This is a genomic window from Muricoccus vinaceus (genome assembly GCF_042433125.1).
GTDB lineage: Bacteria > Pseudomonadota > Alphaproteobacteria > Acetobacterales > Acetobacteraceae > Roseomonas > Roseomonas vinacea.
Window position 1 is genome coordinate 1 of the sequence record NZ_JBHLVZ010000101.1, and the last position, 19752, is coordinate 19752.

Below are 19752 nucleotides of genomic sequence, written 5' to 3' on the forward strand. Positions count from 1 at the left end.
CATCGTCGCGTTCCCAGTGGCAGGTCACCGCGGCCAGCCCGTCCGGGTCGGTCAGGGTGCCGACCGAGGCCGCCAACACCTCGCCACGCGTGGCCGTACTGGCGACCGCCGGTGCGCCGCTGGCTTGGTGGTCCACCGCCACGCTCAGGCCGCCCGCAACGTTGGTGAGCACAAGGTCGTTGCCGGCCATGTCGCGGAGCGTGGTGCCAGTGCCGAGGATGAGCCCGCTCACCTTCAGCTCGCGAGTACCATCGGCGGCGGACAGCTCGTACTGGAACACCAGCGAATGCCGTCCTCCCCCCCCGCGCCGCCGGAAAGCACGGCGCCGTTGGACAGGATCAGCGCGGCCTCGCCACCAGAGGAGAGGGTGATCGCCTCGCCCAGGGTCACTATCACCGCAGCAACCGTGCCGGGGTGCAACGGGCCGGTCGCGGTCGAGCCATCCACCGTCACAGAAATGCCGGCGAGCACCGGCGCGGTCATGTCCACCACCACTGCCAGGGCGTCGGAGGCAACGAAGCTGTTGGCGGCGGCGTCGGTGGCCACGGCGGAGAGGCTGTAGGTGCCCTCCGCCAGCGGGGCGGTCAGGGTAACGGTCTGCGGACTGCCGCGGTGGCGGAGGCCACGGCATGTAGGTGGCGACATCATTGTTTAACATACGAAACGATAGGGATCCCGCCGTGGTATCGACCGTGAGCGCCCTGCTCGTATCCAACGTCAGGGTGAGTGCAGCGCCGACGCCGAGAGAGCCTGTGGTGACACCGTTGAGAACAACGTCGATCTTGGGAACTAAAGTGGCCACGCATTGGCCATTTTGAACAGGAAGCGGCAGGATCCCTCGCGCTTACACCGATCCACCACCTGAGGCGGGCGGCACCGACGAGAAGCAGCCTGGAAAGGCGAGGTTCGCCATGGCTCAGTCAAGATCGTTTATCGCTTACCAACCGAAGCCCAATCGGCGTGGTTGAAGGCAGATGGGCTTGAGGGGTGCTGTCAGGCTGCCACCGTACGGACCAGGGAGCACTTGATCGGCGAAGCCTTCAGGCGGCGGACGCTGTCCTAGTACCTCCCGTCAAGTGCGGAACGCGGCGCTACGGGCGACGCGGTAATCGGTGGCACGCAGGCATTGACGGCGGCGCTGAAGGTGGTTGTGGATACGGCCGTGATTGGCGAGGAAGCGCTGTGCAGGCCGCACCGACTTGAGCCGTTTCATCTGTCGTTCTCGTTGCCGGGTTGGCTGGTGTGATAGCTCGGCCCGGTTGCTGCGATCGCGGCTCTGCCGGTGCTCCATCCCGGGCAGGATTTCGCGCCTTGCCGCGGCATCGCCCTTCAGCTTGCCCGTCGGGACCACCCGCGGTGCATATTGCAAACCCTTCAGCAACTTGCGGCAGAACCGCATGGCCGCCTTCGCTCGCCGGCTCTGCACCAGCATGTCGGTCACGATACCGTCCTGACCGCCCACCAGAGGTCGTGCTGCTGACGGCGGATGCGGATGAACACCTCATCCATGTGCCGTTTGCTGCTCTGCCCGAGCCGACACCGCTTCAATGCGCTGGCAGATAGCCAGCCGAAGCGCAGCGCGTTGTTCGCGGATGCTTCCGTGGCTGGCCACGACGCCTCGGGCGGCCAGGATCAGCTCGACGTCGCCAAGGCCCAAACTGAAGCAGCGATACAGCCACACCGTATGCTGGATAAACATCGACCGGACAGTGGAAGCCGCAATAGCGATTGGATGAGGTCGTCATGCCTGGCAGGTCGCCACTGCCCCATCGTGCCGCCAGCCTGACAAGGCCCTCCGAGAGCATGGTGCCGCTGCGGCGCCCTCGGCAGGTGCCGATCTGCAGACTATTGTTTTGGCACTCCCGCCAAAGCGGCGACTCCTTCAATGAATCGGATCTGGTCTGGCAGCGCCGCAGCGAAAGCCGCCCCGCCCATCAGCTCGGGGATAAGCCCTGCGCCGAGCATGCGCTCGGTCATGACCGGCGTGGCGAGCCGCTGCCGCAGCGCGCGCTCGATCATGAGCACGACGTTGTCCGGGGTTCCCGCGGGTGCGAAGACACCGATCCAGGCGGGGAACTCCAGGCCGGCCATTCCGGCCTCTGCTGCGGTCGGTACGTCGGGCAGGCCGGTGAATCGCTGCGGTGTCATGACGGCCAGCGCGCGGAGCTGACCGGCACGGGCCTGTGGTGCCGCGTTCGAGATGGAATCGAACATCAGCTGCACCTGCCCGCCGAGCAGGGCCGTCGAGGCCGGCACGGCGCCGTTGAACGGCACGTGCAGCAGTCTCGTTTCCGTCCGACTCTGAAAAAGTTCCCCGGCGAGGTGCAGGATGGTCCCTGTGCCGGAGGAGCCATAGGCAATGGCTTCGGGCGATTGCCTCGCCCGGTCCACGAGCTCGCGCAGCGTCGTCACGGGGAGCGAGGGGTGTGCCACGATGAGCACGGGCCCCTGTGCAACCAGGGAGACGGGGCGGAAGTCCCTGATGGGATCATAGGGCATCTCGGCCCGCACGACAGGCGCGATCACCTGGGTGGAGGAAGAGGTAACCAGGAGGGTGTATCCGTCGGGCCGCGCCTTCGCCACATAGTTCGCGCCGATGGTGCCGCCCGCGCCCGGCCGGTTCTCCACCACGAAGAACTGTCCCAGCTCCTTCTGCAACTCCTCGGCAGCCAGGCGGGCGACGAAGTCCACCGGTGACCCCGGCGGGAAAGGATTGACCAGGCGAACGCCCCGCGCCGGGTATGTCTCGGCGGCGGCAAGTCCTGACCAAGCGGCCATGACGCAGCCGGCCAGCATCGCGATCCATCGCACCACGCCGTCTCCTTCCTTCCGTTACCTTCCCGCCAAGTCGCGGCGCGAGCGGAAGCCTTCCGTGCAGGCCCCGGGCCTTCCGTGCTGCCCCTCCTTCGCGCCGGGCATCAGCCAGGCCGCCACCTCGGGCATCGCCAGCACCTTCGGCAGAAGCGGGAAGGAACGGCCGAAGTCGCTCTCGAAGATCGCCACGCAGCCTGCCAGCTTGGCCGCCACGGCCGCCCGAGAAGGTGGGTCCTGCGGCGATCCGGGAATCGCCTGACGAGAGAAGCGGGCGATGCGCTCACCGGCGCCGTCCAGCACGTCCATCGTGACCTCGCCAGCGGTGATGTCGCCGCCGCTGTCCTGCGCCGAAGCATCCGACAGCTCGATGCGATCGAGGAGGCGCAGGATGTCGGCCCTTGGTGCCGTCTCGTCGAAGTGACGCAGGCCCGGGGCGCCGTCCAGCAGGGCTGTTGCGATGCAGTAGGGACCGGAGAACTTGGCTTCCAGGCCGCTAGCCGGCCGGTCGTAGCGCAGCACCTCAAGGCTGCGCTTCGGAGCCAGCACCCGGAAGCGCGCCCCGGCATCCGCCACCCGCGCACCGAGTGCGGCCCTGGCGTCAAGGGCGAGGCCGATCAGGCGATGGCTGGCGTAACAGCAGGGATAGAGCTTGACTGCGAGCAGGTCGGGACGCGAACGAAAGGCGTCCTCGCCGGGATCGGCGATCCCGTCATCCGCGCCGTAGAGATCGGCGTAGCCGCCGGGCGCAAAGATGTCCGGGCTTCCCTGGAGGCCGGCTGCGGCGAGCCGGGCGGCGCGCAGGCCGGCCGCGGCGGCGAGCCCGGCCTGGGCCGGCTTCGCCATGGTGCCGAAGTTGACCCGCAGGCCACCGGACTGCGCGGCCGCCAGGGCGAAGGCGGAGGCGAGCTGCCGCTCGTCGAGGCGCCGGAGCCGCCCGGCCGCCGCGGCAGCGGCGAAGGCGCCGATCGTCCCGGTGCCATGCCAACCGCGATGATAGTGGCCGGGCCCGACGCGCCGCGCGACGGCGAGGGCGGCGGTCAGGCCGGCCGCGAAGGCGGCCAGGATTTCGTCCGGATCGTCGTCGCGGTCGATGCGGAGGATCGCCGGCAGGATCACCGCGCTCGGGTGCGTCGCGCTGTCGAGATACACGTCGTCGAAATCGAGCGCGTGCGCGGCGATGGCGTCGATCATGACCGCCGCATCCTCGCCCTCCAGCGCATCGCCGGACCAGGAGCGGGCGCCACCTCCCTCATAGGCCTTCAGGCTGGCCGTAACCGCCGGCTCGGCCCAGCCCGCGGCGGCGACGCCAACCGTGTCGGCGATGGCCCGGCCGAGAAGGTCGCGGTGAGCGGTATCGCCCGCATCGCTGGCCCGAACCGCGGCCGAAAGCCGTGCGATGAAGTTCGACGCCACGCTGCCTCCCCACGCCCGCCGCCGGTCTGCCGAGGAAGGTGGCCGGCTAGCATTCTCGCTTGCACATCCGGTAGCACCATCTACCATGCCGTTCAACAGAAGCATTTTCCGTTGAACGGAAGAATATGGAGGAAGGCGTCCGCCGTGCATCGTCGCACTCTGACCCGGCTCTCGGCATCCGGCCTTGCCGGCTGCGCTCTCGCCCCGATCGCGTGGGCACAGACCGGACCCGCGCAGGACTACCCGACGAAACCGGTGAGCATCGTCGTGCCGTTCCCTCCAGGCGGCGGAACCGACGTGCTGATCCGGCTGATGACGGAGCGCCTCGGCGCATTGCTCGGCCAGCCCGTGGTTGTGGACAACCGGCCGGGCGCGACCGGCAGCATCGGGAACGATCGTGTCGCGAAGGCGGCGCCGGATGGCTACACCTTGCTGGCGCAGGCCTCCATCATCGGCGTCTTTCCGCACATGCTTCCCGGCCTTCTCTACAATCCCCTGCGGGATTTCGCGGCCATCGGCATGATCGGCGAGACGCCGACGGTCTTCGTCGTGCATCCCGATTTTCCGGCCACCGTCCTGAAGGACCTGGCCGCGCCTTCCCGACGCAAGCCGCTGACCTTCGGGACCGCCGGGATCGGGTCCCCGCAGCACCTCGGCACCGAGCGGATGACACGGGAGCTGGGCATTGCCGCCGAGCACGTGCCCTACCGGGGCACGGCGCCCGCCGTCACGGACCTGCTGGGCCGGCAGATCGACTTCGCGGCCTTCAGCCTGAGCTCCGTGCTGCCGCTCATCCGGGAGGGAAAGCTGAAGGCGCTCGCAATTCACCGGGCGCGGCGATCGGCGCTCGCGCCGGAGATACCGGCGGCCTCGGAGCAGGGGGTGAACGATGCGGGATCGAGCGTGCGGTTCCTGCTGCTCGCTCCCGCGCGCACGCCCGCCGAAACCATCGGGCGCCTGAACGCGACGCTCAACGCCGTCCTTCGCGTCCCGGATGTCGCGAAGGGCTTCGCCGACCGGGGCTACGAGGTCATCGCCTCCACGCCGGAGTTCGCGCAGGCCGACGTGGCCGAGCAAGAGCGAATCTGGGCGCCGGTCGTGCGCCAGCTCGGCATCTCGCTGACCGACTAGGGCGCGAGGCCACGGGAACAGGGAGAGACGCATGGCACCGGACATGGGCGGGAAGGTCGCGATCGTGACGGGCGGCGCCGGCGGGATCGGCCGTGCCACCGCCGCGCTGTTCCGCCGGCACGGCGCCCGCGTGGCGCTGTTCGACCGGGACGAGGCGGGCCTCGTCACGGCCGCCGGCTCGGATGCCGACACGATCACGGCGGTGGTGGACGTCACCGACGCTTCCGCCGTTGCCGCGGCCTGCGCACGGGTCGAGGAGCGGCTCGGCCGGATCGACATCCTCGTCAACGTGGCCGGCGGTGGCCTGCCGCGGACGCTGGACGCCACGCCGCCCGCCGACTGGGACCGGATCGTCGCCCTGAACCTGAGCGCGCCGTTCTACCTCATCCAGGCCGTCGCGCCGGCGATGCGGCGGGCAGGGGGCGGGGCCGTCGTGACCGTCTCCTCCCTCGCCGCGCTGCAGATCTCGCTGAACAACGGGGCGAGCTACACCTCCGCCAAGTCGGGCGTGCTCGGCCTGACCCGTCATGCGGCCTTCGAGCTGGCGCGTGACCGCATCCGCGTGAACGCGGTGCTTCCCGGACCCATCATGACGCCGCAGATGGACGCGAAGATCGATGACGCGACGCGAGAGGCGATCCCGCGCAAGGTGCCGCTCGGGCGCTGGCTGACCCCGGAGGAGGTCGCGGCGCCGATCCTGTTCCTGTGCTCCGACGCGGCCTCGGGATGCACGGGCACGCACCTCGTCGTGGACGGGGGCCTCCACATCGGCTCGCCCACCGACGCGGCAACCTACTTCGCGCGGCGGGAGGACTGACGGCGTCAGCCCGCCAGCGGGGGATAGGGGCCCTTGTAGCCCAGCGCGCGGCTCAGGAGCCCGGCCTGCTGCTTCAGCAGCGACGTCAAGCCCGGTTCCTGCCCGGCCTCGAAGCGCATCTGCGGGATGGTCAGGCACAGGCTTCCAACCACCCTGCCGCCGGTCATGAGGACCGGTGCGCCCAGGCCGACCGCCCCCGGGATCTTCTCGCCCCAGGAGACGGCATGGCCCCGGGCGCGAATGGCGTGCAGGTCGGCCCGCAGCGTCTCCCGCGCCGGGGCCGGGCGCCCATCGGCCGGTGACGGCGTGCCCAGGGCGATGGCCGCGTCCTGCTCGGCCTCCGGCAGAAAGGCGAGCACCGATCGGCCCGTCGCCCCCCAGAGCAGGCTGTGCGCGGCGTAGATCCGCAGCTCGTAGCGAAGGGGATGGGAGGAGTTGATGCCCTCGAGCACGCTGACCTGGTGCGTGGCGGGAAGGTACACGACGAACAGGCAGGCCTCGTTGCACCCGTCCACCACCGCCTGCATGAAGGGACGCGCGATCGTCTTCAGGCTGGAGCCCGTCGCGATGAGGGAGCTGATCCGGATCAGCTCCACCCCGACCTGGTAGCGGCGGGATGCGGGGTCGTGCTGAACGATTCCCTCGGCGATCAGGAGCTGCAGCAGCCGGTGGACGGTGCTGGCCGGAAGCTGCAGCCGGTCCGAGATCTGGGTGACGGTGACCTCGCCGCCGGCCTCCGCAAGGACACGGAGCAGCCGCACGACGCGCATCACCGTGCCGGTCGATTTCGCGTCGGTCGTGTCGGACATGCTCGCCGGTCCCCCCGGAGGCGCGGAAAGCCACCTCGGATGCGATAGGAGAAAGCCTCCGGCCGTTCAAGGATGGTCAGGTGTCCGGAGGCGCGGCCTTGCCCTTCACCGTCACGCCGGCCCAGGCCTCGAAGTGGCGGACGAGTTCGGAGTAATCCTGGTCGGGCGCGCCCCGCGACACCCCGTAGTTCCAGAGCGTCGACACGTGATCGCCGACGAAGGTGGGCATGCCCAGCGACCGGCCGAGCTCGCGGTAAAGATCGATGTCCTTGGTCCCGATCGCCAGCGGGCCGCCATAGTCGAAGCTGCGCGGGAGCACGGCCTTCGGGAACTTGTCCGTCGTGGCCGAGTTGCGCCCGGTGCCGGCGTTCACGACCTCCAGCAGGAGGTCCGCGTCCAGGCCCGCCTTCACGCCGAGGACGATCGCCTCGCAGGCCGCCAGCATGCCGGCGAAGGAGATGAGGTTGTTCACGAGCTTCGCGACCTGGGCGAGGCCGGGTGCGTCGCCCACCACGAGGACGCGCCGGGCGAGGTCCGCGAGCACGGGAGCGAGCCGCTCCCGCGCCGTGGCCGACGCCGCGAGGATGGTGGTGAGGTTGCCCTCGGCCGCCCAGGCCGGGCCGCCGCTGACGGGCATGTCGGCCAGTTCGATGCCCGTTCCGTCCAGGCCATGCGCGATGGCGGCAACGGTCGGCTGGCCGATGGTGGACGCCTCGACGTAGACGCGCACGGTGCCGCCACGGGCGACGCCGTCCTCGCCCAGGGCGGCCGCCAGGCTGGCCTCGCGCGAGGGCAGGCAGGCGAAGACGATGGTGGCCTGTTCCGCGACCGCGCGCGGCGTGGGCATCCGCTCGGCGCCGCGCGCGAGGAGCGGCGCGAGAGCCGCCGTGTCGGGATCGCACACGGCCAGGGCGTGGCCCTTGCCGAGCAGGCGAGCGGCCATGGCGCCGCCCATGTGCCCGCAGCCGATGAAGCCGATCCGCTCCGCTGGCATCATCGGGTCATTCCACGAGGATGCGGCCGTTGCGGGTGAGCACCTGCCCGTCCACGGTGATCTCGGGCGCGCTGATCACCCCCTCCAGCCGGAGGCGGGCATGGCAGGTTCCGCCGAGGGCGATCGTGTCGCCGATGCCGATGTGGGACGTGCCGTATTTCTTCTTGTCCGTGCGCATGCTTCCCGTCGGCGTCACCTTGGGGTTGAGGCCGATGGCCACCTCGGCGGGCGCGTTCAGGTTGTTGGGGTCGTCGTGCTTGCGCAGGATGTCGTTCCAGATCTCCGCCTCGCGGCCGCCCTCGATCGCGGTGACCATGCCCCTGCGGATGGTGAGCCGCAGCGGCTCCCGGATCCGGCCGACGGAATGAGCCGTGAGGTCGAAGACCACGGTGCCTTCCCCGGTTCCCTCCATGGGGCAGACATGGGCCTCGCCATCCGGGAAGGCGCAGCCACCCCCACCGTCCGGGCGCAGGCGCAGGGGCAGGCCCGCGATCGAGCGGCCTGGGCGTCCCTTGATGCTCGCCGTCAGGTCGGTGCCGTTGTCGCAGCGCACCCGGACCGTCTCGCCCGCGCTGAAGACCGCGGCGAGCTTCTGACCGAGGGCGTTGAGGGCATGGTAGTCGGCCGAGGCCGGCCCGTCCGGCGCCAGCATCGCCGGGGTCAGCTCCTCCATGAGGATGAAGCGCTGGCCCCGGTCGACCAGCGCGTCCGTGATCGGCGCGTGCGCCATCGCGGTGCTCGTCAGATAGATGCAGAGGTCCACGTCATCGCCCATGGCCGCCCGGCGGATCGGTGCGACGGGGTCGGTGGCATGCGTTTCGCGCGGGCTCATGATCGTGACGACCGGCTCGATCCCCATCTCCCGCGCGGCGGTGGAGAGACCCTGCCAGAGAAGCGGGTCCATGGCCGTGTCGGTGATGATGAGGATCCGGTCGCCGGACTTCGCGTTCAGTTCCAGCGGTGTTCGGAGCATCCGCGTGATTTCGGCTAGGTCGGGCATCGGTGCCATCTCTCCCGCTTCCAAGGCACGCTGCTTGTACAACAGGCGCCCCGTTTTCCGTTTATCGGAATGTAATTCCGAACTTAGGGCGAGGTTGGACCTTCGGCAAGCTGGAGGTCACGCCTGACCTTGGCGAGGTCCGGCGCCGGATGCCGCGGGTGCGGGACGGAACGATTGCGCCGGTCAGGCACAGTTCGGGGACGGGCTGGAGGCGGGCGCAGTGGTGACCCTGTCAGAGCAACTTCGTTGACAAACGCAACCGCGCCTCCTTAGCATTGCGCCAGACAGTGCAGTGTATCGCCAGACGGACATTCTGGCGGTGCTGAAGGCAAGAGCCTCGCACGTCGGACGGGAAAGCCCGGAGGAGCCGCGCCATGCAGATCTCCATCATCCAAGCGCCTCCGGCAGCCCGGATCCCGGTGCCGGAGCCCGGGCTGACCGCGCACGAGCTTCTCCAGCGGGCGATCTCGCTCCGCCCGTTGCTGCGGGAGCGCCAGGCCGAGCATGAGGAACTGGGCACCTACGCCGAGGATGTGCACGAGACCTTCGAGCGGATGGGCTTCTACCGGATCACGCAGCCCCGGATGTTCGGCGGCTACGAGTTTCCGCCCTCGGTGTTCTTCCGGACCATGCTGGAGGTGTCCCGCGGGGACCCGGGCGTGGGCTGGTGTCTGACGCTCGCGGCGTCGCATGCCTTTCTCCTCGCGTCGCATTGGCCCGAGCGGGCTCAGCGCGAACTGTTCGGTCCGGCCGGGCACTTCATCGCGCCGCACCGTGCGCAGCCGCTCGGCACCGCCACACCCGTGCCGGGCGGCTATCGCGTGGAGGGGCGCTGGAACTACTCCTCGGGCGTTCCGCACGCGACGCACTTCATCGGCACGGCGACGCTCCAGGCTGAGGGGGAGGCGCCCGCGCCGGTGCTTGTCGTGGTTCCCCGCGCCGCCTGCATGATCGTGCCGGACTGGGGTGGGGACGAGATTCTGGGCATGCGCTCCTCGGGTTCCAACACGGTGGTCGTGGAGGGAACGGTCATCCCGGCGCACCACGTCGTGCCGTTCAACGCGCAGTTCTGCCGGCCGGACGAGATGGTGGATGGCACGCCTGGAACGCGCCTGCACGGTAACCCCATGTATCTCGGCCGCATTATGGGGCTCTACCACGCCTCGCTCGTTTCCGTGGTGATCGGGGCCGCCTGGGCGGCAATCGACGAGTACGAGGCGATCATCGGCCGCTTCAAGGTGCCGACGGATGCAAGCCTGCTGCGGGCTGACCACCACGACTCCCAGCGCGCGCTCGGGCTTGCCATCGCGCGGGCGGATGCGGCGGAAGCGATCCTCGTCCGCACGCTCGACTGGTACATGGAGCTGTGCGAGCGATGGGCGGCGGATGGCACGCCGATCAGCGTGGAGGAGAACCTGCGGCTGCGCGCGGTGCTGCAGCAGGCCGGCGCCATCGGATCGGATGTGGTTGAGACGCTGATGCGGTCGGCCGGTGCCTTCACGACGAAGAAGGGCAACCGGCTGCAGCGCTACTTCCGGGACGTGACGATGTACCGCACACACAGTTCGGCCCAGCAGGAGGAATTCGCGACCTTCGTCGGGCGCGCGCATCTCGGCCGGCCTGTCGGTATGCGCGGCCTCTAGGAGCCCGCGCCGTGAACGGGATGGTGCGCCCGTCACCACCGGTGCTGGCCAGCGAGGGCTTCTTCTGGGTCGGCGTGCAGCACCGTCCGCTGGCGCATGGCCTGGGCGCCGCTGGCCAGATGTACGTGAAGTACCAGGTTCCCGCCGACCGGCGTCACGCCTTGCCCGTGGTGATGGTGCATGGCGGCGGCGGCCAGGGCCTGGACTACCTCGGGACGCCCGACGGGCGCCCGGGCTGGGCGAGCTTCTTCCTGCGCAGGGGCCATGCCGTCTATGTCGTCGACAGGACCGCGCATGGCCGCTCCCCCTCCCATCCTGCCCTCCACGGGAAGCCGGGGATGCCACCGTCCTACGAGGCGATGCTTCGTCGCTTCGTGGCGCCGGAGACCGAGCCGGTGGCCTATCCGCAGGCGCGGTTGCACACGCAGTGGCCCGGCGAGGCGGCGATCGGCGACCACGTGCTGGACCAGTTCCTCGCGGGGCAGGGGCCGCCGCTCGATGATCTCGCCCACGTGCATGCCGAGATGCGGCGTTGCGCGGCCGCCTTGCTCGACCAGATCGGGCCGGCCGTTCTGATGACCCATTCGGCGGGCGGTCCCTTCGGTTGGCTGGCCGCCGACGAAAGGCCGTCCCTCGTGCGGGCCATCGTCGCGGTGGAGCCCCAAGGGCCGGCCTTTACCGAGGGGCCCGGTGGGGTGCTGAGCTGGGGACTGGCCGCTTCCCCGATGACCTACGACCCGCCCGCTGCCGCGCCGGAGGAGCTTGCGCGCGCCTGGCGGAAAGCCCCAGGGCCGGATCTGCGCGATTGCATGGTGCAGGCGGAGCCGGCCCGGCGATTGCCGAACCTACAGGGCGTGCCCATCGCCGTTGTGACCGGCGAAGCCTCGTGGAAAGCGCAGCTTGACCACGGTACCGTGGACTTCCTGCGGCAGGCTGGCGCCCCGGTGGAGCACCTCCGGCTCGAGGAGCACGGGCTGCACGGCAACGGGCACATGATGATGCTGGAGCGCAACAGCGACGAGGTGGCCGCACTGCTGGCCGATTGGATCGAGCGGACGACGGCCATGGGTTGAAGCGACCGCCAGGGGGGACCAACCGCCCGGCGACCTGTAGGGGAGGAGATGATGGTGTTTTCGGTGACGCGCCGGGCCCTTCTGGGCGCGGTCCCTGCCACGGCCTTGGCGGGGCTGGGCCGGCCACGGGAGGCCATGGCGCAGAAGCTCGACCGCCCGGCCCGGCTCGTGGTGAACTTCTCGGCTGGCGGCGTGATGGACACGGTGGCGCGTCTCTATGCCGACCGTCTTCGGGGCCTCTATGCCCCGCAGGTCATCGTGGACAACCGGCCCGGTGCCGCCGCGCGGATCGGCGTCGAACTCGTGAAAGCCGCCCAGCCGGATGGCCTCACCGTTCTGATGACTCCCGAGACGATGATGGTCCTCTATCCCTACATTTACACGCGGACGCTGCGCTACGATCCCACTCGCGACTTCATCCCCGTGACCGGCCTGTCATCCTTCGGCTTCACCTGGATCGTGGACGCGAACCACCCGGCGAAAACCCTGGCCGAGTTCATCGACTGGGCCAGGAAGCGGCCCGAGGTTGACTTCGCGACGCCGGCCGCGGGCTCCCTGCCGCACTTCGTTTCCGTGATGATGGCGAGAACGCTGGGAATACGCCTCAACCACGTGCCCTATCGCGAGATGTCCATGGCCTTCGCCGATCTCAACGGAGGAAGGATCTCGGCCTATATGTCCGTGATCGGGACAGCCGCGGAGCAGCACCGCTCAGGACGCGTTCGGGCACTGGCCGTCACCATGCCCGAGCGCGTATCCACGCTGCCCGATGTGCCGACCTTTGCGGAGCTGGGCCATCCGCAACTCACCGCCGACGAGTGGTACGGGATCTTCCTTCCTGCCGGCACGCCGGACGGCATCGTGCGTTCCCTGTACGGCGCCATCAACGAGGTCGCGTCCACCGCCGAGATGCGCGCCGCCCTGGCGAGGGTCGAGCAATACCCCGTCAGCACCACGCCGTTCGAGTACGCCGCAAGGCTCAGGGCGGAGCGGGACCGGTGGGGCCCTGTCGTGCGGGAGTCCGGCTACGAGGTGGGGGAATGAGCATGGACACCACAGATCGCCCCAGCGCGCCGATACGGGGTCTCGTGCGCCGGACCGCGCTGGGCGCGACGCTCGGCGGAATTCTGGCTGGTTCCGCCCGGGCGCAGCCGGTGGTTGATCGGCCCGCCCGCCTGCTGGTCGGCTTCCCGGCTGGTGGAGCGGCGGACATCGTGGCGAGGATCTACGCTGAGCAGCTTCGTGGCAGCTACGCCCAGCAGGTGGTTGTCGAGAACCGGTCCGGCGCCGCGGCGCGCATCGCGCTCGAGGCTGCGAAGGCCGCGGCGCCGGATGGCACGACGCTCGTGTTCACGCCGGAGAGCATGCTGAGCGTCTATCCCCACATCTACCTGCGGACGCTGCGCTATGACGGGGTGAAGGACTTCGTGCCCGGTGGCGCTGCCTCCTCCTTCGGCTTCGCCTTCGTCGTAGCCACGGACCACCCCGCCCGCGATCTCAAGAGCTTCGCGGAGTGGGCGCACACGCAGCGCGACGTCTCTTATTGCAGTCCCGCCGCCGGCTCCGTGCCGCATTTCCTGGCGGAGATGATGTCCCGCAAGCTTGACCTGCGGCTGATGCATGTCGCCTACCGCGGCGTCGGCCCCGCCTTGCCGGATCTCTCCACCGGGCGGCTCAGCGCGATCATGGGGGTGATCGGCGACATGGCGGAGCAGCACCGCAGCGGCCATTTGCGCGTGCTGGCGGTTTCCTCGCCGCAGCGCGTCGCCTCGTTGCCGGAGGTGCCGACCTTTGCGGAGCTGGGGTACCCGGACCTGACCTCGGAGGAGGTCTACACGATCCTGTTGCCGGCCGGGTCGCCCCCGCCGGTGGTGGACGGGCTGGAGCGCGCGATCGCCTCGGCCTCGGTCAGGGCCGAGCTGCGCACCGGCCTGGCGAAGATGGAACAGGTTCCGGTTCGTCTTGGCTCGCGCGGGATGGCCGAGCGGATCCGCAGCGAGCGCGATCGCTGGGGACCAATCGTCCGGGCCACCGGATATACTGCCGAGGAATGAGCCCTGCCGCGCCGGCGGCGTGCTCCAAGCAGACGAGGAGTTGGAATGATCGAGACGGACGTGCTGATTGTTGGCAGCGGGCCCGCGGGTTCGTCGGCCGCGCTGATGCTGAGCACCTACGGCATCCCGAACGTACTGGTGACCAAGTACCGCTGGCTGGCCGACACCCCCCGCGCGCACATCACCAATCAGCGCACCATGGAGATCCTGCGCGACCTCGGGGTGGAAGACGAAGTGACGGCGCTCGCCACGCCGCAGGACTGGATGGGCAACACCGTCTTCTGCACCAGCCTGGCCGGCGAGGAACTCGGCCGCATCCGCACCTGGGGCACCCATCCGCAGCGGCGCGCGGACTACACCCAGGCGAGCCCTTCCTCGATGTGCGACATGCCGCAGAACCTGATGGAGCCCATCCTCTTCGGCAATGCCTGCGCCCGCGGCACCCGCGCCCGCCTCGACACCGAATACCTTTCCCTCACCCAGGACGCGGAAGGCGTGACGGCAACCGTGCGCGACCGCCTGGACGGCCGCGAGTACCAGATCCGCGCCAAATACCTCATCGGCGCCGACGGCGGCCGCTCCAAGGTGGCGGAGGACATCGGCTTGCCGATGGAAGGCCGCATGGGCGTGGCCGGCAGCATGAACATCGTCTTCAAAGCTGACCTGTCCCGCTTTGTCGCCCACCGGCCAAGCGTGCTCTACTGGGTGTTGCAGCCCGGCTCCAACATCGGCGGCATCGGCATGGGCCTGGTGCGCATGGTCAGGCCCTGGAACGAGTGGCTGATCGTCTGGGGCTACGACATCGGCCAGCCCCCGCCGGAGGTGGACGACAAGGTCGCGACCGAGGTCGCGCACAAGCTCATCGGCGACAACACCATCCCCATCGAGGTCACCTCCACCTCCGTCTGGACGGTGAACCACATGTTCGCCACGCGCTACGCCGAAGGCCGCGTCTTCTGCATGGGCGACGCCGTGCACCGCCACCCGCCCTCCAATGGCCTGGGCTCCAACACCTCCATCCAGGATGCCTACAATCTTGCCTGGAAGCTGGCGCTGGTCCTCAAGGGGCAGGCGGATTCCTCGCTGCTCGACACCTACGACGCCGAGCGCGCGCCCATCGGCCGCCAGATCGTCACCCGCGCCAACCGCAGCATCGAGGAGTTCGGCCCCATCTTCGGCGCCCTCGGCCTGCTGGACGACCGCGGCTTCGCCCAGATGCGCGCCAACATGGAGGCCCGGAAAGCCGCCACCCCCGAGGCTGCCGCCCAGCGCGAGGCACTCCGCCGGGCCATCGCCCACAAGGACTATGAGTTCAACGCGCATGGCGTGGAGATGAACCACCGCTACAACTCCGCCGCCGTGGTGCCCGACGGCACGCCCGAGCCTGACTTCCCACGCGACAGGGAGCTTTACTATCACCCCACCACCTGGCCGGGCGCGCGGCTGCCCCATGCCTGGCTCGGCCAGAATGGTCGGCAGGTCTCGACGCTTGACCTGGTGGGCAAGGGGCACTTCTCGCTTCTGACCGGCATCGGCGGCGGCGCCTGGAAGCAGGCCGCGGAGAAGTTGGCGCAGGAAACGGGCGTGCCGGTCAGGGTCTTCGTGATCGGGCCCGGCCAGGCTTACGAGGACCTGTTCGGCGACTGGGCGACGATACGGGGCGTGGCCGAGGATGGCTGCGTGCTCGTTCGTCCCGACATGCATGTCGCCTGGCGCGCCCAGGATTCGAGCAGGCTCGATAGCCTGGGCGACGCGTTCCGCGCCGTCCTGGGGCGCGCGGGTTCCGTGCCAGCCCGCCAAGCCGCCTAAGCAGCGTCGTGCGACATCGGCTTCAGGCGGGAAGCCCGGCGGAGGCCGCGATGGTCCTGCGGCAGTTCAGCAGTTGCTCCCGAAGCTCGCTGAAGCGAGCCTCGAAGCGGGATGTCGGCAGGAGGATGGAGATGGCGTAGCGCGTTCCAGCGGAATCGATCAGGCGCGTGGCGAGAGCGGAAATCCCGATTGCCGTTCCCTCTTTATCTGCGGCGAAACCGGAACTCGCCGCTTCCTGGATCTCCAGGAGGAGGGCGTCCATTGCCGTAACCGTTCTTGGTGTTCGCGGCTCCAGTGGCTCGTGCAGCATCGAGCGGATCGCCGGTGTGGGGAGGCCAGCGAGCAGGACCTTGCCTTCGGCGCTGCTGTGCAGGGGCCAGGTGGAGCCAATGCTGGCTGTCAGGCGGATCGCCTGCATCGGCGGCGTGAAAACGGCGATGACGACCACCTTGCCGTCCTGCAACACGGTCATGGCGACCGACTCCTGCGTCGCCCAGGCCAGGCGTTCCAGGTGGGGGCGCGCGAGGCTCACAAGATCGACCCGGATGGAGGTGGCAAGCCGGGCGATAAGCGGCCCGAGGCGAACGCCACCCTGGAGAGGGTCGATGTTCGCCAGCCCCTCGGCGCAGAGCGCGTCGACGATCCGCTGGATGGTCGGCCTTGGCAGCCCGGTGATCGAGGCGATCTGGCCGAGGCTAAGGCCAACCTGCTGGCCCTCCAGCGCCCGCAGCACAGCGGTCGCCCGGGAGATGAGCTGCATTCCCGTTCTGGCCCTCTGTGGATCAGGGGGCGATGCCGCGCCGGGCTTTCCTATCATAGCAAGGCGCATCGCAGGCTTCTTGGGCTTTGTGAAGTCTCCCGAATGCACTGTCAGGCCGATGAATCGGCGACACCGATGCTCCTGAAGAGATCAAGCAGGATCTTGTGCTGGGTTGTTGGCTTTGGGAGTACGGCAGGGATAGCCGAAGATCTGCCCTGCCACGAAGCGTTTGAGGTAGCGGATGATCTCCCGCTTGCTCTTTCCTCCAGCGGTGCGGCGCTGGACGGAGCCAAGGGTAGGTTGGTGGGTGCGCATACGGGCGCTACCACACGGTCGAGACAGCATTAGCCTGACGACGGTCACCGCGGTACGGTCGATGACGAGTGGTCTTCCCGCGTAAGGCCAGATCGGGCAGGCACCGCAAAGCTATGTTGGAATCGAAACCTATCGGTAGTGGTCAGACTTATGGTTGGCCGTGGTCCGGGGATCGTGGATGGCAGGCGCTTCGATCGAGACGGTGCTGAAGCTCCGTGTATCGTCGTTGCGGAGGCCAAGACGCGCATCAGGCAGCTGCTCACCCAGGCGCGTGTTGCGGCGTCGGCTGGGTTGTTCTTGGACGACCTGCTGGGGCCTGAATGGCGTAAGACAGGCTGGATGCGGGCCGAGGCGGCACGAGATCCTGGGCTGCGGCGGCAGGCAGACCATTCTTGACCGCGGGCCCTGGGACACCGATGCGCTGCGCGACATCGTACGCGAGTGCATGGTCAAGCGCTTCGCAGCCGCGGATGCGGTGCTGGTGATCAATGAAACCAGCGTTCTCAAACAAGGCGAGGCATTCTGCATTGTCGGGCGGCGGTACACGGGCTCGGCGGGCAAGATCACCAACTGCCGGATCGGCGTGTTCGCGGCCCATGTCCCACCCAGCACCGGCTTAGTGGCGGAGCCTGTTATCGCGCTCCGCACGATCGCTCGCGTAAGCCACAAACGCGGGTTCTCGTCCGCTGGTCCATCGAGGACGTTGGCCGCATAGCGGTGCACCTCCCCTCACGAACGCTCTGCCCCACCCACGCCATAGCATGGCCACTCCGGTGACGAGCACACCAAGTGGCCACGCAAAGGGTTCTCAGCGGTCTGGGATCGAAACCGTAATGATAGTGGAGCCAAGCGTTCGCGGGTACAGAGAACGATGGCCGAAGCGGCGGTGTCACCGCTTTGCCGTAACCCTCCATATCGTGTTCGACAGGTCGTCGGCGACGATCAAGGCTCCGCGGGGGTCCACCGATACCCCGACCGGGCGGCCGCGTGTGTTTCCGTTGCCATTCAGGAAGCCGGACACGAAGTCGATCGGGTCTCCGGCGGGCCTGCCGTCGCGGAATGGCACAAAGACGACTTTGTAACCGGCGGGCACGTTGCGGTTCCAGCTGCCGTGCTCGCCGACGAACACTCCATCCGCGAAAGCCGTGCCCATGGAGGGAGTCGAGAAAGCGACGCCGAGTGCCGCCACATGCGCGCCCAGGGCGTAGTCGGGGCGGACGGCCGCGGCGACGCGTTCCGGGTTCTGCGGCTGCGCGCGGGTGTCGACATTCTGACCCCAGTAGCTGTAGGGCCAGCCGTAGAAGCTGCCCTCGCGCACCGACGTCAGGTAATCTGGGACGAGATCGGGGCCAATCTCGTCACGCTCGTTCACCACGGCCCAGAGCTGACCCGTTCCTGGCTGGACCGTGAGGGCCGTGGGATTGCGAAGACCGGTCGCGAAGGGTCTGTGGGCGCCCGTCTGTGGGTCAATCTGCCACACCATTGCCCGATCGACCTCAACCTCCATCCCACGCTCGGTGATGTTGCTGTTGGATCCGATGCCGACATAGAGGAACCGGCCATCGGGGCTGGCGGTCAGCGACTTCGTCCAGTGATGGTTGACTGCTGATGGCAGGTTCGTGACGAGCGCCGGCGCTCCGCTCGCCTCGGTCTGGCCCTCGCGATAGTCGAAGCGCACCAGGGCGTCCTGGTTGGCGACGTAGAGGACATCGTTGACCAGGGCGAGGCCATAAGGCCCGTTCAGGTTGTCCGCAAAGATGCTCCGGGTTTCGTAAGTGCCGTCGCCGTCAGCGTCGCGCAGCAGCGTCAGCCGATTGCCGCCGGCCACCGAAGTCCTGCCCCAGCTCTTGATAATGCCCGCGATAAAGGCCTTGGGGTTAAGTCGAGGAGCGGACTGACCGCCAGTTCCCTCCGTGACCAGGATGTCGCCGTTGGGAAGGACGAGCGTCTGGCGCGGGATTCTGAGATCCGTCGCGATGGCCTGGATCGTGTAGCCCTCGGGCACCGTCGGACGGTCACTGCCCCATTCCGCCGGTCGGGGGATCGTCATATCGGGCAGGAGGCCGCGATGCGGCTCCGGGAGGCTCGGGTTGGCGCCATGCTGCTGTGGGGCCGGGCCACCGTCGCAGGCGGACAGGGCAAGCGCCGCAGTACCAATCAGCAAGATCGCACGCATCACGCCGTCTCCCTGGACTGAAAACCGGAGTAGCCGATCCAAGCCGCAACAAGCGCCAAGATCGTCACGATCGCCGACAGAAAAACTGCCTCCGGCATGATCGCAAAGGCATCTTTCGAGTGAACGAGTGCATTGGTGAAGCCGAGTACCCACATGGCGAGCAGCACGACGAAGTAGATGGCTACACGCTTCCTCCGACCTGCTCCGCTTCGGACCAGATCGATCAGTGCCCAGAGCACGGCGAAGCCGCCGACAAACAGCCCACCCGCGATGAGCCAGGACGAGAAGTTGGCCCACTGGATCTGAAAGCTTGCCTGGTAGGCGAGGTCGCTGAGCAAGGCGCCGAGGAACAGCGGAAGCGGAAAGGCAAGCAAGATCGCATTCAATGGGTGAAGCGGCCTCAGGGATCTCAAAGCGGAGATGGCAACCACAGCGGGTCCTCCCATTTTTCGGTCCGGCCGGCCGAAGCGCGCGAAGTTCTGATCTCCGTCCGGTGGAGACGCTGGCAAGGCAACGGGATGGCGATCAGTGAGTTGCGGCTCCGTGGTCTGCCTCGCGGATCGAGACTACCTCCGCCTTGCCGACGGCACCCAAATAGCCCAACCGCCGCCCATCTTTGCTCTGATCCGTCAACCACCCGGAAGCTGTCATTCCGCTTCCGACCACAAGCTGCTGAGCCCGGTCCGACTTGGCTGAAGCAAGGTCCGGTCGCTAATTGGCCTATGTGCCGGTGTGCAGGCTGTTCCCGGCGGAGCAAGCGCACATCGTGCGGCGGCGGGTGGAGCGAGTGACGGCGTCCAGCACCGGGTCGGACATCCTGCTGCGGTGCAGGGGCTGGTCGCCTTGTGGGAAATTTGGGTTGGAACCCAGGTGCTGCAGGCTCCTCCGCCCCACAGTTGAATGAGACGCCCCGCAAGCGGACGGTATCCGCCGATGGGGTGCAC

Annotated in this window: 18 protein-coding genes and 1 pseudogene; 8 read left to right on the forward strand and 11 right to left on the reverse strand. The window is 68.4% G+C overall.

The features are described 5' to 3' along the window. From ACFFIC_RS27680 to ACFFIC_RS27700, 5 genes are all read right to left on the reverse strand, one after another. Positions 1-280, reverse strand: a 280-nt coding sequence (locus ACFFIC_RS27680) for a hypothetical protein (RefSeq protein WP_377056535.1), incomplete at its 3' end; no start/stop codon positions are given. Beyond that, the gene (locus tag ACFFIC_RS27685; protein WP_377056537.1) at positions 235-648 is read right to left on the reverse strand and encodes an Ig-like domain-containing protein; all 414 of its coding nucleotides are present in this window, start codon (positions 646-648) and stop codon (positions 235-237) included. The genes ACFFIC_RS27685 and ACFFIC_RS27680, both read right to left, overlap by 46 nt. Before the next feature lie 424 nt (positions 649-1072). Then, complete coding sequence (locus tag ACFFIC_RS27690) at positions 1073-1441, reverse strand: DDE-type integrase/transposase/recombinase (RefSeq protein ID WP_377056539.1); 369 nt, start codon at positions 1439-1441, stop codon at positions 1073-1075. Between the two features lie 404 nt (positions 1442-1845). Continuing rightward, the gene (locus ACFFIC_RS27695) at positions 1846-2814 is read right to left on the reverse strand and encodes a Bug family tripartite tricarboxylate transporter substrate binding protein (protein WP_377056541.1); all 969 of its coding nucleotides are present in this window, start codon (positions 2812-2814) and stop codon (positions 1846-1848) included. A gap of 18 nt (positions 2815-2832) precedes the next feature. Beyond that, entirely contained in the window at positions 2833-4227 is a 1395-nt protein-coding gene (locus tag ACFFIC_RS27700; RefSeq protein WP_377056543.1) for an MmgE/PrpD family protein, read from the reverse strand. A gap of 144 nt (positions 4228-4371) precedes the next feature. On the opposite strand from ACFFIC_RS27700, the gene ACFFIC_RS27705 reads away from it, so the two are divergent. Beyond that, entirely contained in the window at positions 4372-5358 is a 987-nt protein-coding gene (locus ACFFIC_RS27705) for a Bug family tripartite tricarboxylate transporter substrate binding protein (protein WP_377056545.1), read from the forward strand. Between the two features lie 31 nt (positions 5359-5389). Further along, complete coding sequence (locus ACFFIC_RS27710; protein WP_377056547.1) at positions 5390-6175, forward strand: SDR family NAD(P)-dependent oxidoreductase; 786 nt, start codon at positions 5390-5392, stop codon at positions 6173-6175. 5 nt (positions 6176-6180) lie between these two features. Here the strand turns inward: ACFFIC_RS27710 and ACFFIC_RS27715 are convergent, their stop codons facing one another. The 3 genes from ACFFIC_RS27715 to ACFFIC_RS27725 all read right to left on the reverse strand — a co-directional run bounded on the left by ACFFIC_RS27715 (position 6181) and on the right by ACFFIC_RS27725 (position 8978). Beyond that, complete coding sequence (locus ACFFIC_RS27715; RefSeq protein ID WP_377056549.1) at positions 6181-6984, reverse strand: IclR family transcriptional regulator; 804 nt, start codon at positions 6982-6984, stop codon at positions 6181-6183. A 76-nt stretch (positions 6985-7060) separates the two neighbouring features. Further along, positions 7061-7981 (reverse strand): NAD(P)-dependent oxidoreductase, encoded by a 921-nt coding sequence (locus tag ACFFIC_RS27720; protein WP_377056551.1) that lies wholly within the window; start codon positions 7979-7981, stop codon positions 7061-7063. A gap of 4 nt (positions 7982-7985) precedes the next feature. After that, a complete protein-coding gene (locus tag ACFFIC_RS27725; RefSeq protein WP_377056553.1) occupies positions 7986-8978 on the reverse strand; it encodes an aminopeptidase in 993 nt (330 codons plus the stop codon). Positions 8979-9352: 374 nt separating this feature from the next. Between ACFFIC_RS27725 and ACFFIC_RS27730 the strand changes: the two genes are divergently transcribed. From ACFFIC_RS27730 to ACFFIC_RS27750, 5 genes are all read left to right on the forward strand, one after another. Then, positions 9353-10621 (forward strand): acyl-CoA dehydrogenase family protein, encoded by a 1269-nt coding sequence (locus ACFFIC_RS27730; RefSeq protein WP_377056555.1) that lies wholly within the window; start codon positions 9353-9355, stop codon positions 10619-10621. Between the two features lie 20 nt (positions 10622-10641). After that, positions 10642-11694, forward strand: coding sequence for an alpha/beta hydrolase (locus ACFFIC_RS27735; RefSeq protein ID WP_377056567.1), 1053 nt, complete (start codon positions 10642-10644; stop codon positions 11692-11694). A gap of 63 nt (positions 11695-11757) precedes the next feature. After that, complete coding sequence (locus ACFFIC_RS27740) at positions 11758-12738, forward strand: Bug family tripartite tricarboxylate transporter substrate binding protein (RefSeq protein WP_377056557.1); 981 nt, start codon at positions 11758-11760, stop codon at positions 12736-12738. 2 nt (positions 12739-12740) lie between these two features. Beyond that, positions 12741-13748 carry a tripartite tricarboxylate transporter substrate-binding protein gene (locus ACFFIC_RS27745; RefSeq protein WP_377056559.1) on the forward strand — a complete coding sequence of 336 codons (1008 nt, stop codon included), beginning with the start codon at positions 12741-12743 and terminating at the stop codon, positions 13746-13748. Positions 13749-13793: 45 nt separating this feature from the next. Beyond that, a complete protein-coding gene (locus tag ACFFIC_RS27750) occupies positions 13794-15557 on the forward strand; it encodes an FAD-dependent oxidoreductase (RefSeq protein ID WP_377056561.1) in 1764 nt (587 codons plus the stop codon). A 22-nt stretch (positions 15558-15579) separates the two neighbouring features. On the opposite strand, the gene ACFFIC_RS27755 is transcribed toward ACFFIC_RS27750, so the two are convergent. Next, a complete protein-coding gene (locus ACFFIC_RS27755) occupies positions 15580-16317 on the reverse strand; it encodes an IclR family transcriptional regulator (RefSeq protein WP_377056563.1) in 738 nt (245 codons plus the stop codon). Positions 16318-16810: 493 nt separating this feature from the next. Here ACFFIC_RS27755 and ACFFIC_RS27760 point away from each other — a divergent pair. Further along, positions 16811-17233 (forward strand): annotated as a pseudogene (locus ACFFIC_RS27760) (transposase); the annotation flags it as partial. A 288-nt stretch (positions 17234-17521) separates the two neighbouring features. Here the strand turns inward: ACFFIC_RS27760 and ACFFIC_RS27765 are convergent. Both ACFFIC_RS27765 and ACFFIC_RS27770 read right to left on the reverse strand, forming a co-directional pair. Next, positions 17522-18808 (reverse strand): PQQ-dependent sugar dehydrogenase, encoded by a 1287-nt coding sequence (locus ACFFIC_RS27765; RefSeq protein ID WP_377056569.1) that lies wholly within the window; start codon positions 18806-18808, stop codon positions 17522-17524. After that, positions 18808-19254 carry a DUF2231 domain-containing protein gene (locus ACFFIC_RS27770; protein WP_377056565.1) on the reverse strand — a complete coding sequence of 149 codons (447 nt, stop codon included), beginning with the start codon at positions 19252-19254 and terminating at the stop codon, positions 18808-18810. Before ACFFIC_RS27770 ends, ACFFIC_RS27765 begins: the two co-directional genes overlap by 1 nt. Positions 19255-19752 lie beyond the last annotated feature (498 nt).

What these genes read in the sequence shown, in the direction of transcription:
- ACFFIC_RS27685 (WP_377056537.1), bottom strand. Translation starts at nt 648, where the DNA reads ATGATGTCGCCACCTACATGCCGTGGCCTCCGCCACCGCGGCAGTCCG.
- ACFFIC_RS27715 (WP_377056549.1), bottom strand. Translation starts at nt 6,984, where the DNA reads ATGTCCGACACGACCGACGCGAAATCGACCGGCACGGTGATGCGCGTC.
- ACFFIC_RS27730 (WP_377056555.1), top strand. Translation starts at nt 9,353, where the DNA reads ATGCAGATCTCCATCATCCAAGCGCCTCCGGCAGCCCGGATCCCGGTG.
- ACFFIC_RS27755 (WP_377056563.1), bottom strand. Translation starts at nt 16,317, where the DNA reads ATGCAGCTCATCTCCCGGGCGACCGCTGTGCTGCGGGCGCTGGAGGGC.
- ACFFIC_RS27745 (WP_377056559.1), top strand. Translation starts at nt 12,741, where the DNA reads ATGGACACCACAGATCGCCCCAGCGCGCCGATACGGGGTCTCGTGCGC.
- ACFFIC_RS27750 (WP_377056561.1), top strand. Translation starts at nt 13,794, where the DNA reads ATGATCGAGACGGACGTGCTGATTGTTGGCAGCGGGCCCGCGGGTTCG.
- ACFFIC_RS27735 (WP_377056567.1), top strand. Translation starts at nt 10,642, where the DNA reads ATGGTGCGCCCGTCACCACCGGTGCTGGCCAGCGAGGGCTTCTTCTGG.
- ACFFIC_RS27765 (WP_377056569.1), bottom strand. Translation starts at nt 18,808, where the DNA reads ATGCGTGCGATCTTGCTGATTGGTACTGCGGCGCTTGCCCTGTCCGCC.
- ACFFIC_RS27710 (WP_377056547.1), top strand. Translation starts at nt 5,390, where the DNA reads ATGGCACCGGACATGGGCGGGAAGGTCGCGATCGTGACGGGCGGCGCC.
- ACFFIC_RS27770 (WP_377056565.1), bottom strand. Translation starts at nt 19,254, where the DNA reads ATGGGAGGACCCGCTGTGGTTGCCATCTCCGCTTTGAGATCCCTGAGG.
- ACFFIC_RS27720 (WP_377056551.1), bottom strand. Translation starts at nt 7,981, where the DNA reads ATGATGCCAGCGGAGCGGATCGGCTTCATCGGCTGCGGGCACATGGGC.
- ACFFIC_RS27725 (WP_377056553.1), bottom strand. Translation starts at nt 8,978, where the DNA reads ATGCCCGACCTAGCCGAAATCACGCGGATGCTCCGAACACCGCTGGAA.